Genomic DNA, 13,603 nt, shown 5'->3' with positions numbered 1-13,603 from the left:
TGAATACGCCCGGTAGACGCGTCGTAGATGGGCCGTTTGCGGCCCCTTGCGTCCGGCCCCCACGCCATGCCAGCCTCCGCGCCATGAGCCGCTTTCTGACCCCCCACGCCGCCGCCCTGCCCTCCACCGTGCCCTTCACCGGACCCGAGGCGCTGGAGCGCCGGACGGGGGTGCCGTTCCGCGCGAGGCTTGGGGCGAACGAGAGCCTGTTCGGGCCGTCGCCCAAGGCCGTGGCGGCCATGCAGGAGGCGGCAACGGGTGCCTGGATGTATGGCGACCCGGAAAATCATGATCTGAAGCAGGCCCTTGCGGCGCATCATGGGGTGACGCCTGCGCATATCGCGGTGGGGCCGGGGATCGATGGGCTGTTGGGACTGGTGTGTCGGCTGGTGCTGGAGCCTGGGACACCGGTGGTGACCAGCCTTGGCGCCTATCCGACCTTCAACTTTCATGTTGCAGGCTATGGTGGGGTGCTGACGAGAGTGCCCTACAAGGGTGACCACGAGGACCCGGAAGCCCTTGTTTCCACGGCGAAATCCCTGGGCGCGAAACTGATCTACTTCGCCAACCCGGACAACCCCATGGGCAGCCACCACCCGGCTTCGGTGGTGGAAGAGATGGTGGCGAACCTGCCCGACCACACGCTTCTGATCCTGGACGAGGCCTATGCCGACCTCGCCCCGCCTGACACGGTTCCGGCGATCCCGGCGGATCACCCGCAGGTCATCCGGATGCGCACGTTTTCAAAGGGTTATGGCCTCGCGGGCGCGCGGGTGGGTTATGCGATCACCAACCCGGACCTCGCGCTGGCCTTCGACAAGGTGCGCGACCATTTCGGGATGAGCCGGGTTTCCCAAGCGGGCGCGCTGGCGGCGCTGGCCGATAAGGACTGGCTGAAACACGTGCAGGATCAGACCCTTGCCGCCCGCGCCCGCCTGTCGGCTATTGCCGGGGCAAACGGCCTCAGGCCCCTGCCCTCGGCCACCAACTTTGTCACCATCGACTGCGGGCGGGACGGGGACTATGCGCGGAAGGTGCTGGCGGAACTGGGCGCCTTGGGCGTCTTCATTCGCATGCCCGGCGTAGCCCCCCTGGACCGCCGCATCCGGATCAGCCTGGGTGACGACCAGACGCTTGATATCCTTGAAGAAACGCTGCCCCTGGCGCTGAAGGCCGCGGGCTGATTACTCGGCCGCGAGATCGGGTTTCGCCGGGCCAAGCGCGGGGGCATTGCCCGGCATCGGCGCCTCGGCCGGGCCAAGGCGAGGACCGGAGGGCACCTGGTCTTGCAGGATCAGGCGCGAGCCGGTCTGCGCTTCAGAGGCGCTGCCAGGGATGACCCGGCGGAACACCAGCATGTTCTGGAAGGTCGTCTTGGTGCTGGTGAAGCCCGACCGTTCCTCGCAGGGCAAGGAATCGGCGCGGACATAGTCCCAGCCCTCGGCCCCCATCTGGTTCATCAGGTTGGTCAGGGCCAGCGCGAAGCGGTCTTCGGTGGTCTTTACCCCCCGCGCCTTTTCGCCCCGCTTGGGGGCAGGAATGACCTTGAACTCAAAGCGCTGCATCGGGCCTCTCCCGCACTGTACCGGGCAAACACATAGTAGATTCTGCGGCTTGTCGCAAATCACGGAGACCTTTTCCGGCAGAACCGCGCCAGTTGCGCAACAGAGCGGTCCAGAATCCTTCGAAGGATTTTGCAAGACTTTTCGAAAAGTCTTGCGCCCCCGGCTTACAGCCCGAGCTTCTTGGCGACCAGCGCGTTGACCGTCGCGGGGTTCGCCTTGCCGCCCGAGGCCTTGATGACCTGACCAGTGAACCAGCCCGCAAGCTTTGGATTTGCTTTGGCTTTTTCAACCTGTTCCGGGTTTGCCGCGATGATTTCGTCCACGGCCTTTTCAATCGCGCCGGTATCGGTGACCTGCTTCATGCCGCGCGCCTCGGCGATTGCCGTCGGGTCGCCGCCTTCGGTGTAGACGATCTCGAACAGGTCCTTGGCCATCTTGCCGCTGATCGTCCCCGCGGCAATCAGGTCGATGATCCCACCGAGTTGCGCCGAGGAAACCGGGCTTTCGGTGATGTCGTGACCTTCCTTCTTCAGGCGTCCGAAGAGTTCATTGATGACCCAGTTCGCGGCCATCTTGCCGTCGCGGCCTTTGGCGACTTCGTCGAAGTACCGCGCGCTGTCGAGTTCGGCGGTCAGGACGTTGGCGTCATAGTCGGTCAGGCCATAGTCCGCCATGAAGCGGGCCTTCTTCGCGTCCGGCAGTTCCGGCATCGACGCCGCCACGCCATCCACCCAGGCCTGCTCGATCTCCAAAGGCAGGAGGTCTGGATCGGGGAAGTAGCGGTAATCATGCGCCTCTTCCTTCGACCGCATGCTGCGGGTTTCGTTCTTGTCGGGGTCGTAGAGGCGGGTTTCCTGCACCACGCTGCCACCATCCTCGATGATCGCGATCTGGCGCCGCGCCTCATACTCGATGGCGGCCTGGATGAAGCGCATCGAGTTCATATTCTTGATTTCGCAGCGGGTACCCAGGTGGCTGAAGTCCTGCGTCGCCTGGTACTTCTCATACTGGCCGGGGCGGCAGACCGAGACGTTGACGTCGGCCCGAAGGTTCCCGTTCTGCATGTTGCCGTCGCAGGTGCCAAGGTAGCGCAGGATCTGGCGGAGCTTCGTCACATAGGCCGCGGCCTCTTCCGGCCCGCGGATGTCGGGGCGGGAGACGATCTCCATCAGCGCGACGCCGGTGCGGTTGAAGTCGACGAAGGAAAGGTTCGGGTCCATGTCGTGGATGGATTTGCCGGCGTCCTGTTCGAGGTGGATGCGTTCGATCCGGACCCGGCGGGCGACGCCGGGGCCCATTTCGACGATCACTTCGCCCTCGCCCACGATGGGGTGGTAAAGCTGGCTGATCTGATAGCCCTGCGGCAGGTCGGGGTAGAAGTAGTTCTTCCGGTCGAAGGCCGAACGCAGGTTGATCTGCGCTTTCAGGCCAAGCCCGGTACGCACTGCCTGTTCGACGCAGAATTCGTTGATGACCGGCAGCATCCCCGGCATCGCGCAATCGACGAAGGAAACGTTGGAGTTGGGTTCCGCCCCGAAGGCCGTCGAGGCGCCGGAAAACAGCTTGGCGTTCGAGGACACCTGGGCGTGGATCTCCATCCCGATGACCAGTTCCCAGTCATGCTTGGCCCCGGCGATAACCTTGGGGGTCGGCGCGGTGTAGGTCAGGTCGAGCATGGGTGCCTCCGATGGTCCTTGGGGCCGGGTTTAGGCCGCAAGGCAGGTCAGGGCAAGGGGTCAGGACGGAAGGTCAGGGCGGCAGTTCAGGTGCGGCGGACCAGCGTGCCAAGGCCGTCACCCCGCCGCACGATGCGGGCACCGCGTTTCAGGGCGGGACCGAAGACCTCGGCCATGGCAAAGGCCAGGCTTTCGGTACCGCGGGTCCAGCAGTCCATCTGGATCTCGCGCATCCGGTTCCACAACACGTCCGACAGCGCTGCACGGATCTTGGTCATCTGGTAGGTCGCAGAGGCGGTATCCCGACGCAGATCGATGGCCATTCCGGCAAGGAGATGCGCCGCAACGTTGGCGCGCAACTGGCAACCGGTGGCGGACTGGTAGTCGGCCAAGGCCTCGCAGAAGAATTCAAGGTCGATAGTCGGCGACAGATCGCCCAGCGTGTCGACGGCGGTGATGTGGTAGATGGCATAGGCCGCCTTGCCGGTGACCGCTTCGGTCATCCGCACGGCGCGACGGGCTTCCTTTTCGAAGGCGGCAAGCGAGCCGTTCCAGCCGGGCAGCATGTTCACGGCATGTGCGGCATGGGCCGAGGCATCCTCGGGGTCAAGGTCGACCCAGTCTTCGTACCATTCGCGGCAGACCGATCCGCCATCCTCGATCCCGGGCAAGAGCGCATAGCGGGTGGCGGCGAGAAGCGGCGACAGTTCCTCGATCGGGTCGAACTGGGTGACCAGCGTCTCGGCCCGGTCGAAATGGCCGATGCCGTCGGTCCAGAGATCGCGGGAAATCTGGCCCTGCGGCGCGGCCTTACCCCGCGCGGTCGCCAGATCGATGTGACCCTGCGCTACGACCTGGGCGGCGCAGTAGTCGTCGGGGTTCTTTTCGTACAAGCCTTCCAGCACGGCAAGCTCGGCCGTCGCAGTGGTCCAGTCCTGGCGGCTGATCGCCCCGGTGAGTGCCGCGCGCATGCCTTGACTGATGAGCGGCGCAACCCGCTGCCCGCCCGAGGCCATGACGCGTTCCTGGTCGGTATAGCGCAGCGCCTCGAGAAGGTCGGACCATTCGCCAGCAGCCGCCATCGCGGCGTGATCGTCGCGGATGCACTGCCATTCGGTCCGTTCCGCGCCGAAGCGGAGGACCGGAGCGTCGATGCGCGCGAGCACCTGATCGGCAGCCAGACCATCGGGCATGAGCGCCTTGGCAGCCCCCACCAGCCGAAGCGCCGAGGCATCTTCTTGCTGACTGCGACCCGAACGGGTTTTCACATGCATAAGTGACGGTGTAACTAGCATCGACTCGCTCTCCGGGCGGGTTTTCGCCTGTCGCAGGGTTAACGTGACCCCGGATCAGGGCGAAAAAAGGGAAATGCAGTGATTTTCGGGTGACACGGCCATGCTGAAGCGCGGGATTTTGGGATTGTTTGCAGCGACTTCGCTGGTCGCCTGCATGAAAAACGAGCCCGAAGTGCAGAAGACCGCTGTCGCGCCGCCGATGCAATGGGACCACCACCCCGAGGGCGCGGAGTGGACCGAATCAACCCTGGTCGCCCTGTCCACCAAGGATCAGCTGTTGTCCGAACGGGTGCCGGCCGACATCGAAACCTGGTGTCCGGGCTATGCCGAAGCCTCGGTCGACGAGCGTCGCGCCTTCTGGGCGGGCCTCTTGTCGGCGGTGGCAAAGTATGAGAGCACCTGGAACCCGAAGGCTTCGGGCGGGGGTGGCCGCTGGATCGGACTGATGCAGATCGACCCGCGCTCGGCCGGATACTATGGCTGCCAGGCGACGTCTGTCGTGGCGCTGAAGGACGGCGAGGCCAATCTGGAATGTGCGGTCGAGATCATGTCGACGCAAGTGGCCAAGGACGGTCTAGTAGCCGGGGGAGGCAATCGGGGCATCGGGCGCGACTGGGCGCCGTTGCGGTCCAGCGAAAAGCGGTCGGCCATGGCGTCCTGGACCAGTCAGCAGCCCTATTGCAAGGCGTAAGGCCTAGCTGATCCGGTAAAGCCGGGCGATCTCCTCCAGCGCCTCGCGTTGCCGGGTTGAGACGGCACTGTCGCGCGCCGAGGCACTGACATCCTTCAGGACCGCCATCAGCGGCTGGAAGCTGTCGGCACCGCGCAGCTTGTAGAGCCGCCGCGCAAGCCGGGCGAGCCCCTGCTGCGCCCCGCCGCATTCGGTGATGAGCCAGCGCCCAAGGATCACCGCCTCTTCCGCCTTGCCCTGGCTTTGGCCCAGATGCGATTGCAGGCTGGCGATCAGCCGGTCATGCTGTTCCGACGTGGGCAGGCCGCCAAGTTCGAGAAAGGCGAGGCCGGCCCCGGCGATGGCGACGTCGGGTTCTTCCAGCGACTCGACCGGGTGTTCGTTGTACCTGCGCCGAAACCCGAAGCGGCGCGCGGCCGCCATGACGTCCTGCGCGACCCCGGTCAGCTCGCGCGCGGCATCGGCAGCGGCACGGGCGCGCATGAACCAGAAATAAGCACCAGCCAGAATTCCAAGCAAAGCAATAATATAGGGCATAACACTAACGTTCCGTACCTGAACACTTCCCACGACGACCGGCCGGACAGCCGGCCGATCTCACGGCAACACTACCCTGCAGCCAGCATCCTTTCCACCATTTCGCGCAGATCGCCCGACAGATCCGGAACCGCAAGCATTCGCTCCAGCTCGGTGCGCGCCAGCTTGCGGCGGGCCGCATCGTAACGCGGCCAGGTCTCGAAGGCGGTCGAGACGCGGGCGGAAGTCTGCGGGTTCAGGGGGTCGAGCTTCATGAGCCAGTCGGCGACCAGCTTGTACCCGGCACCCGAGCGGTGGTGGAAGCCCGCATGGTTCGCGGCCAGCGCGCCGATCACAGTGCGGAAGCGGTTGGGGTTCTTCCAGTCATAGCCCGGGGTCTGGATCAGCCGGGCCGCAACCGCCGCCGCATCGCCGGGTTCGGCATAGCCGACTTGCAGGGCATACCATTTGTCCATCACGTTGGCATCGCGGCCCCAGCGGGCGGCGAAGGAGGTCAGTTCCGCTTGGCCTTGCTGGACGTCCAGAAGGGCAGCAAGGGCACCGATTTCCTCGGTCATGCTGCGGGCACGGGTGAAGGCCGAGGCGGCCAGTTTGCCACCGTCGCGGCGGGTCAGAAGCTGGAGTGCGGCGATCTTCAGCGCCCGGCGGCCCGCCTGTGCGGCCGAGGGCGAGAAGGGCGCGTTATCGTCCAGGTCCTTGTAAAGCCGCGACAATCCATCCCCAAGCCGGATCGCCAGCGCCCCCGCCATCTCGCGCCGGGCAGTATGGATCTTGGCTGGGTCCGGGATGCGGCCCATCGAATGGATGGTCTGGGCCAGATCATCTTCGCCCGGCAGGCGCAGGCACAGCGCGCGGAAGGCGGGGTCGAGCGTGTCGTCGAAGGTTACGGCGGCCAAGGCATCCAGCCAATCGGACCGGACCGGCGTGCCCTTAAGCGCCATTTCGGCCATTACCTCCTTGGCCAGGGCACGGCCTGCCTCCCATTTGTTAAAGGCGTCGGTGTCATGGGCCAGAAGGAAAGCGCGTTCCCCGGGCGCGGGCTTGCGGTCCAGCACCACAGGGGCGGAAAAGCCGCGCAGGATCGAGGGCACCGGTTTCGCGGCAAGCCCGTCAAAGCGGAAGGACTGCTTGGCCCGCGTCATTTCCAGCATGATCGTCGGGACGACCTCGTCGCCGTTGGGGTTCAGAAGGCCGACCTTGATCGGGATGACCTTGGGCTGCTTGTCCGGCTGGCCGGGCGTGGGCGGATTGGTCTGGGTGAAGGTCAGCGTGTAGACGCCGTCGTCCCAGCTGTCCGTGACCTTCAGGCGCGGGGTGCCAGCCTCTGAGTACCAGAGCTTGAACTGCGACAGGTCGCGGCCCGTCGCGTCCTCGAAAACCTTCAGCCAGTCCTCGATGGTGGCGGCGTCGCCGTCGTGGCGGTCGAAGTAGAGGTCTAACGCGCGTTTGTAGCCGCCGTCGCCGACCAGGGATTTGAGCATCCCGATGACCTCGGCCCCCTTCTCGTACACCGTGGCGGTGTAGAAGTTGTTGATCTCGATGAAGCTTTCGGGCCGAACCGGATGGGCGAGCGGCCCGTCATCCTCGCGGAACTGGCGGGCGCGGAGGGTGACCACATCTTCGATCCGGCGGACGGCGGATGACCGCATGTCGCCGGAAAACTGGTGGTCGCGGAAGACGGTCAGGCCTTCCTTCAGGCACAGCTGGAACCAGTCGCGGCAGGTGATCCGGTTGCCGGTCCAGTTGTGGAAGTATTCATGCGCGATGATCGCCTCGATCCGCGTGTAGTCGTCGTCGGTCGCGGTTTCGGGGCTGGCGAGAACATAGCGGGAGTTGAAGATGTTCAGCCCCTTGTTCTCCATCGCGCCCATGTTGAAGTCGTCGACGGCGACGATGTTGAAGACATCAAGGTCGTATTCGCGGCCATAGACCTGTTCGTCCCAGCGCATCGACCGGATCAGGCTGTCCATTGCATAGGCGCAGCGGTCCTCGTCGCCGGGTCGGACCCATATGTGAAGGTCGACCGGGCGGCCCGCGGCGGTGGCGAACTTCGCCGAATGGGCGCGCAGATCGCCGGCGACGAGGGCAAACAGGTAGGCGGGCTTGGGCCAGGGGTCGTCCCATTCGGCCCATCCGGGCCCCTGCCCTGTCGGATTGCCGTTCGACAGAAGGACCGGCAAGTCGGATTCGATCCGCACCTTGAACCGCGACATCACGTCGGGGCGGTCGGGGTAGTAGGTGATCTTGCGGAAGCCTTCCGCCTCGCACTGGGTGCAGTACATGCCGTTTGACATGTAAAGGCCTTCCAGCGCGGTGTTGCCTTCGGGTGCGATCTCGACCTCGGTTTCCAGCGTGAAGGGGCCGTGGGGGATCACATGGGCGGCGATGGTCAGGGATTGGGCGTCGACCGTCGGCGTGATGGCTTGGCCATCGAGGCGGCAGGAGACGAGCGTCAGCCCCTCCCCGTCTAGGCGCAGGTGATTGCGATCCTTGCGCGCGGGATTGGGGCGCAGGTTCATGCGCGTGATGACGCGCGTTGCCGAGGGGTGCAAGCGGAAGGTCAGGTCCACGCTGTCGACGACATGGCTGTAGGGCTGGTAGTCGGCGAGGTAGACGGTCTTCTGCTCGGTCATTGGTAACTCCTTTGTAACGAAGCTACGGGGAATGGCGGGCGGCGCAAGGGGCAGGCCGGTAACAGTCTTTTGCCGCTTTACGAATCCCTGCCGCTGGCTACATCTATGTTCCATGAATGTTCTCGTCTGGCTGAAGCGTGACCTGCGCGTCCATGACCACCCGGCCCTGACCCTGGCGGCGGGGCTGGGGCCGGTCCTGCCGGCCTATGTGGTGGAACCGGAGCTGTGGTCGCAGGCTGATGCATCGGCCCGGCAGTGGGAGTGCGTGGCGGAGGCGCTGGCCGATCTGCGGGATGACCTGGCTGCACTGGGCGCACCGCTGGTCGTGCGGGTGGGCGATGCGGTGCAGGTGCTGGCGGGCCTGTGCAAGCGGCATGGGGTCAGTCGGATCGTCAGCCATGAGGAGACCGGAAACCTCTGGACCTATGCGCGGGACAGGCGGGTGGCGGCTTGGGCGCGGTCTGCCGGGGTGGAGTGGGTGGAGGTGCCGCAGTCGGGCGTGGTGCGGCGGTTGCCCTCACGCGACATCTGGGCAGCGAGCCGCGATGGGTTCATGGCAGCCCCTGCCCTGCCCGCCCCGGCCCTGCGGGCGGTGGAGGGGGTGGAGGCGGGGCTGATACCCTCGGCGAAGGCGTTGAGACTGGCGTCCGATCCCTGCCCGCATCGGCAGCTTGGCGGCCGGACGCGGGGGCTGGAGTTGCTGGACAGTTTCCTGTCCCGGCGGGGTGAACCCTACCGGGTGGCGATGTCGTCTCCGTTGTCGGCGGAGCGGGCCTGTTCGCGGCTGTCCCCCCACTTCGCGCTGGGGACGCTGTCGGTGCGTGAGGTGGTGCAGGCGACCGCCGCGCGGCAGTCGGAGCGCCCGGGGGGCAAGTGGGGCGGGTCTTTGTCCAGTTTCCAGTCGCGGCTCGCCTGGCGGGACCACTTCATGCAGAAGCTGGAGGACCAGCCGTCGATCGAACTCCGCGACCTGCACCCGATGGCGGTGTCGCGGCCCCGCGAGACGGACGCGACGCGGCTGGCGGCCTGGGCCAATGGCGAGACGGGGTTGCCGTTCCTGGATGCTTGCATGCGCTATCTGCGGGCGACGGGGTGGCTGAACTTCCGGATGCGGGCGATGGTGATTTCGGTCGCGTCCTATCACCTCTGGCTCGACTGGCGGGTGACGGGGCAGCACCTTGCGCGGATGTTCACGGACTATGAACCCGGCATCCATTGGCCGCAGGTGCAGATGCAGTCGGGGACCACGGGCATCAACATCCCACGCATCTACAACCCGGTGAAACAGGGGCTGGACCAGGACCCTTCGGGTGCGTTCACCCGCCGCTGGCTGCCGGAACTGGCGGGGGTCCCCGACGCCTTCCTGCAGGAGCCCTGGCTTTGGCCCGAGGCGCAGAGGCTTCTGGGGCGGCGCTACCCCGAGCCGATCATCGACGTGGCGACGGCTGCGCGCGAGGCGAAGGAGCGGATCACCCAGGCCCGCCGGTCGGCCGGATTTGCCGAAACCGCGGCAGGGATCGTCCAGCGTCACGCCAGCCGCGCAGGGAACCGCGAGGGGCGGCGACCGGTGCGGAAGGCCCCGCCCTCGCAGCTGGTGCTGCCGTTCTAGGCCGCGCTTGACGCCTCTTCCCCGCCGCCCCTACTGTCGGGGGCCGAAGGATAAAGGCCCCCCGATGCCCCGCGACCCGCGCTATGACATCCTGTTCGAGCCGGTCCGCATCGGCCCCGTCACCGCCCCCAATCGGTTCTACCAGACCCCACATGCCACCGGCTTTGGCTGGCAGCGCCCGCAATCCGGCGCGGCCCTGCGCGGGGTCAAGGCCGAAGGCGGCTGGGGGGTGGTCTGCACCGAGTATTGCTCGATCCACCCTACGTCGGATGACAGCCCCTATGCTTTCCTCACGCTGTGGGACGATGACGACATTGCGCCCCTGGCCCTGACGGCGGAGGCGATCCATGCGCATGGGTCGCTGGCGGGGATCGAGCTGTGGCACGGGGGCGGGCATGCCTCGAACCGGATGACGCGGTTGCCGGGGATAGCTCCGGACATGCAGCCCGCGCTTTACCACCTGCCCGCGACAGCGCGGGCGATGGATGCAAGCGATATCAAGGCCTTCCGGGGCTGGCAGCGGGATGCGGCTTTGCGGGCGAAACGGGCGGGGTTCGACATCGTCTATGTCTACGCGGGCCACGACTACCTGCCCTTCCAGTTCCTGTCGCGCCGCACCAACCACCGGGGCGATGCCTACGGCGGGTCGTTGGAGAACCGGGTACGCCTTCTGCGCGAGATGATCGAGGATACGAAAGAGGCCGTCGGCGACACCTGCGCCGTGGCAGTGCGGCTCGCGGTGGATGAGTTGCACGGGCCGGAGGGGATCACGTCGCAAGGCGAGGGGCGCGAGATCATCGAGATGCTGGCGGAGCTGCCCGACCTCTGGGACGTGAACGTGGCCGGGGCCTTGGGCAATGACTCGCGCTCGGCACGGTTTTCGGCAGAGGGGTTTCAGGAGGAGAACGTTGCCTTTGTGAAGCGCCTTACCACGAAGCCCGTAGTGTCGGTGGGGCGGTTCACGTCTCCGGATCGGATGGTTTCCCAGATCAAGCGCGGGGTGCAGGACTTCATCGGCGCGGCGCGGCCTTCCATCGCCGACCCGTACCTGCCTGCCAAGATCCGCGAGGGGCGCGAGGACGAGGTCCGCGAATGCATCGGCTGCAACATCTGCCGGGCGGCGAACAATGAAGGTGTGGGGCTGCGCTGCACGCAGAACCCGACGATGGGCGAGGAATGGCGACGCGGCTGGCATCCGGAGCGGATCGCGGTCTATCCGCGCCGAGAAAAGGCGCTGGTGATCGGCGGCGGCCCGGCGGGGCTGGAGGCTGCGCTGACCTTGGGGCGGCGGGGGCTGGAGGTGGCGCTAGCGGAGGCGGGCGAGGTCTTCGGCGGGCGCCTGCTGCGCGAGGCGACCTTGCCGGGCCTGCAGACCTGGATCAGGGTTCGGGACTGGCGGCTGCACATGATCGGCAAGCTGTCGAACGTGGAGCTGTTTCCAGCCAGCCGGATGGGGGCCGCAGACATCGCAGAGTTCGGAGCGGATCATGTGGTGCTGGCCACGGGGTCCGCGTGGAGGCGGGATGGGGTTGGCGTCTATGCGATCCGGCCCCTGGCCCTGCCCGGTGCGCTGACACCGGACGACGTCTTCGCCGGGGCAAAGGTCACCGGGCCGGTCGTGGTCTACGACGACGAGCATTATTTCATGGGTGGCGCGCTGGCCGAGAAACTGGCTGTGTCCGGGCATGAGGTGCACTATGTGACCACCGCCGGGGTGGCCTCCTCCTGGACCGTGATGACCAATGAACAGGACTTCCTGCAGGCCCGACTGATCGAGGCGGGGGTACGGCTGCATCCGCTGAAGGCGTTGAAATCGCAGGACGAAGGCGTGGTTCGGCTCACCTGCGTCTACACCGGGCGCGAAGAGACCCTGCCCTGCGGGACGCTGGTCCTGTGCACCGGACGGCTGCCCGAGACGGCGCTGCTGGATGACCTGACCGCGCAAGGTATCCCTGCCACCCGCATCGGCGATTGCCTCGCCCCTTCCTCCATCGCCGATGCCGTCCATTCGGCCCACCGTTACGCCCGATTGCTGGGCGAACCCGATCTGCCCCCACGCCGGGAGCTACCACCCCTGAGGAGCTCTTGATGCGCCAGCGCCGCCCGGCACGGAGCCCGAACGCCATTCCCCAGCCGCCCTTCGGGCAGGTGCCCCGGGTCTACGACCCGATCCGGGTACTGTCCGAGGACCATGTCGAGGCGATCCACCAGGCCGCGCTCTCCCTGCTGGCGACGCAAGGGATGCGGGTCCTGAACGGGACGGCACTGGACCACTTCCGCCGTGCCGGGGCCAGGATCTACGGGCAGATGGTCTACCCCGACCCCGGCCTGATCGAGGCCTGTCTGGCATCCGTCCCCCGCACCTTCACCATCGCCGCCCGCAACCGCGCCAAGGACCTGCGCTTTGGCGGCAACGACACGGTGTTCTCGACCGTCGGCGGCCCAGCCTATGTGATGGACCTCGACCGCGGTCGCCGCGACGGCACGCTGCAGGACATGCAGGACTACCTGCGCCTCTGCCAAAGCCTGAACGTCCTGCAGCAGGAATCCGGCGGGCCACTGGAGCCGATGGACCTGCCCGCCGCGACCCGGCACCTGGACCTCTACCTGTCGCAGTGCACGCTTCTGGATAAAAGCTGGAACCTGAACGCCTTGGGGACCGAGCGGACGATGGACGGCCTACACATGGCCGCGCTGGTGATGGGCTGGTCGCTGGATGATCTGGCGCGCCAGCCAATGATGATGGGGGTGATAAACACGAACTCTCCCCGTCAGCTGGACGACCCGATGAGCCAGGGGCTGATCGCGCTGGCGGAACACGGGCAGGTGGCGATTGTGACGCCCTTTACGCTTGCGGGTGCGATGGCGCCGGTCAGCCTGGCGGGGGCGCTGGTGCTGCAGCATGCCGAGGCGATGTTCGGCATCGCGCTGACGCAGATCGTCCGGCCGGGGGTGCCGGCGATGTATGGCGGGTTCACCAGTAATGTCGACATGAAGACCGGCGCGCCGGCCTTTGGCACGCCGGAATATGCCAAGGCGGCGCAAGCCAGTGGGCAGCTCGCCCGGCGGATCGGCGTGCCGTTCCGGTCCTCGAACACCACGGCGGCGAATGCGTTGGACGCGCAGGCCGCCTACGAGTCGATGATGTCGCTCTGGGGCTGCCTGATGGGCGGCGCGCATCTGGTGATCCACGGCGCGGGCTGGATGCACGGCGGGCTGACGGCCAGTTTCGAGAAGCTGATCCTGGACGCCGAGCTTCTGGGGATGATGCAAAGCTACTTCCGGCCCATCGCGGTCAGCGACGAGGCTCTGTCACTGGAGGCCATCGTCGAGGCCGGGGTGGGCGGGCATTTCTTCGGCACGGCACAGACCATGGCGCAGTATGAAACCGCCTTTCACCCGCCGATGCTGTCGAACTGGGACAATTACCCGACCTGGCTGGCCCGTGGGTCCGAGGAAGCCCCGGCCCGCGCCAACCGGATCTGGAAGGAGCTTCTGGCGAGTTACGAGGAACCGCCGCTCGACCCCGGGACGCGCGAGGCTCTGGAGGCCTTCGTCGCGCGCCGGAAGGCCGAGGGCGGGGCCCCGACGAACTGA

The 13,603-nt window shown here is 66.4% G+C and carries 10 protein-coding genes; 5 read left to right on the top strand and 5 right to left on the bottom strand.

Going from position 1 to position 13,603, the window contains the following annotated elements; all coding sequences use genetic code 11:
* The first annotated feature begins 83 nt into the window (after nucleotides 1-83).
* Entirely contained in the window at nucleotides 84-1,184 is a 1,101-nt protein-coding gene (locus AC2EAL_RS11490) for a pyridoxal phosphate-dependent aminotransferase (RefSeq protein ID WP_484724353.1), read from the top strand.
* Here the strand turns inward: AC2EAL_RS11490 and AC2EAL_RS11485 are convergent, their stop codons facing one another.
* The 3 genes from AC2EAL_RS11485 to AC2EAL_RS11475 all read right to left on the bottom strand — a co-directional run bounded on the left by AC2EAL_RS11485 (nucleotide 1,185) and on the right by AC2EAL_RS11475 (nucleotide 4,515).
* Nucleotides 1,185-1,565 carry a DUF4177 domain-containing protein gene (locus AC2EAL_RS11485; protein ID WP_484724352.1) on the bottom strand — a complete coding sequence of 127 codons (381 nt, stop codon included), beginning with the start codon at nucleotides 1,563-1,565 and terminating at the stop codon, nucleotides 1,185-1,187. It abuts the gene before it with no gap.
* 164 nt (nucleotides 1,566-1,729) lie between these two features.
* Nucleotides 1,730-3,241, bottom strand: coding sequence for an Asp-tRNA(Asn)/Glu-tRNA(Gln) amidotransferase subunit GatB (gatB, locus tag AC2EAL_RS11480; RefSeq protein WP_484724351.1), 1,512 nt, complete (start codon nucleotides 3,239-3,241; stop codon nucleotides 1,730-1,732).
* Between the two features lie 86 nt (nucleotides 3,242-3,327).
* Nucleotides 3,328-4,515 (bottom strand): hypothetical protein, encoded by a 1,188-nt coding sequence (locus tag AC2EAL_RS11475; protein WP_484724350.1) that lies wholly within the window; start codon nucleotides 4,513-4,515, stop codon nucleotides 3,328-3,330.
* 175 nt (nucleotides 4,516-4,690) lie between these two features.
* Between AC2EAL_RS11475 and AC2EAL_RS11470 the strand changes: the two genes are divergently transcribed.
* Nucleotides 4,691-5,227 carry a transglycosylase SLT domain-containing protein gene (locus AC2EAL_RS11470; protein WP_484724349.1) on the top strand — a complete coding sequence of 179 codons (537 nt, stop codon included), beginning with the start codon at nucleotides 4,691-4,693 and terminating at the stop codon, nucleotides 5,225-5,227.
* A 3-nt stretch (nucleotides 5,228-5,230) separates the two neighbouring features.
* On the opposite strand, the gene AC2EAL_RS11465 is transcribed toward AC2EAL_RS11470, so the two are convergent.
* Nucleotides 5,231-5,710 (bottom strand): hypothetical protein, encoded by a 480-nt coding sequence (locus AC2EAL_RS11465; RefSeq protein WP_484724348.1) that lies wholly within the window; start codon nucleotides 5,708-5,710, stop codon nucleotides 5,231-5,233.
* A 125-nt stretch (nucleotides 5,711-5,835) separates the two neighbouring features.
* Nucleotides 5,836-8,397 carry an aminopeptidase N gene (pepN, locus tag AC2EAL_RS11460; RefSeq protein WP_484724347.1) on the bottom strand — a complete coding sequence of 854 codons (2,562 nt, stop codon included), beginning with the start codon at nucleotides 8,395-8,397 and terminating at the stop codon, nucleotides 5,836-5,838.
* A 112-nt stretch (nucleotides 8,398-8,509) separates the two neighbouring features.
* Between pepN and AC2EAL_RS11455 the strand changes: the two genes are divergently transcribed.
* From AC2EAL_RS11455 to AC2EAL_RS11445, 3 genes are all read left to right on the top strand, one after another.
* Entirely contained in the window at nucleotides 8,510-10,006 is a 1,497-nt protein-coding gene (locus AC2EAL_RS11455) for an FAD-binding domain-containing protein (RefSeq protein WP_484724346.1), read from the top strand.
* Nucleotides 10,007-10,070: 64 nt separating this feature from the next.
* The gene (locus AC2EAL_RS11450; RefSeq protein WP_484724345.1) at nucleotides 10,071-12,095 is read left to right on the top strand and encodes an oxidoreductase; all 2,025 of its coding nucleotides are present in this window, start codon (nucleotides 10,071-10,073) and stop codon (nucleotides 12,093-12,095) included.
* Nucleotides 12,095-13,603: a trimethylamine methyltransferase family protein gene (locus AC2EAL_RS11445; protein WP_484724344.1), complete on the top strand. Its 1,509-nt coding sequence runs from the start codon at nucleotides 12,095-12,097 to the stop codon at nucleotides 13,601-13,603. Before AC2EAL_RS11450 ends, AC2EAL_RS11445 begins: the two co-directional genes overlap by 1 nt.

Source organism: Tabrizicola sp. T74 (assembly GCF_057219935.1).
The sequence above is the reverse complement of the archived record's forward strand: the minus strand, read 5'-3'. Positions and strand labels throughout refer to the sequence as shown.

Excerpts from the sequence above, each read along its gene's own strand:
- AC2EAL_RS11490 (WP_484724353.1), top strand. The coding sequence starts at position 84 with ATGAGCCGCTTTCTGACCCCCCACGCCGCCGCCCTGCCCTCCACCGTG.
- AC2EAL_RS11485 (WP_484724352.1), bottom strand. The coding sequence starts at position 1,565 with ATGCAGCGCTTTGAGTTCAAGGTCATTCCTGCCCCCAAGCGGGGCGAA.
- gatB (WP_484724351.1), bottom strand. The coding sequence starts at position 3,241 with ATGCTCGACCTGACCTACACCGCGCCGACCCCCAAGGTTATCGCCGGG.
- AC2EAL_RS11475 (WP_484724350.1), bottom strand. The coding sequence starts at position 4,515 with ATGCATGTGAAAACCCGTTCGGGTCGCAGTCAGCAAGAAGATGCCTCG.
- AC2EAL_RS11470 (WP_484724349.1), top strand. The coding sequence starts at position 4,691 with ATGAAAAACGAGCCCGAAGTGCAGAAGACCGCTGTCGCGCCGCCGATG.
- AC2EAL_RS11465 (WP_484724348.1), bottom strand. The coding sequence starts at position 5,710 with ATGCGCGCCCGTGCCGCTGCCGATGCCGCGCGCGAGCTGACCGGGGTC.
- pepN (WP_484724347.1), bottom strand. The coding sequence starts at position 8,397 with ATGACCGAGCAGAAGACCGTCTACCTCGCCGACTACCAGCCCTACAGC.
- AC2EAL_RS11455 (WP_484724346.1), top strand. The coding sequence starts at position 8,510 with ATGAATGTTCTCGTCTGGCTGAAGCGTGACCTGCGCGTCCATGACCAC.
- AC2EAL_RS11450 (WP_484724345.1), top strand. The coding sequence starts at position 10,071 with ATGCCCCGCGACCCGCGCTATGACATCCTGTTCGAGCCGGTCCGCATC.
- AC2EAL_RS11445 (WP_484724344.1), top strand. The coding sequence starts at position 12,095 with ATGCGCCAGCGCCGCCCGGCACGGAGCCCGAACGCCATTCCCCAGCCG.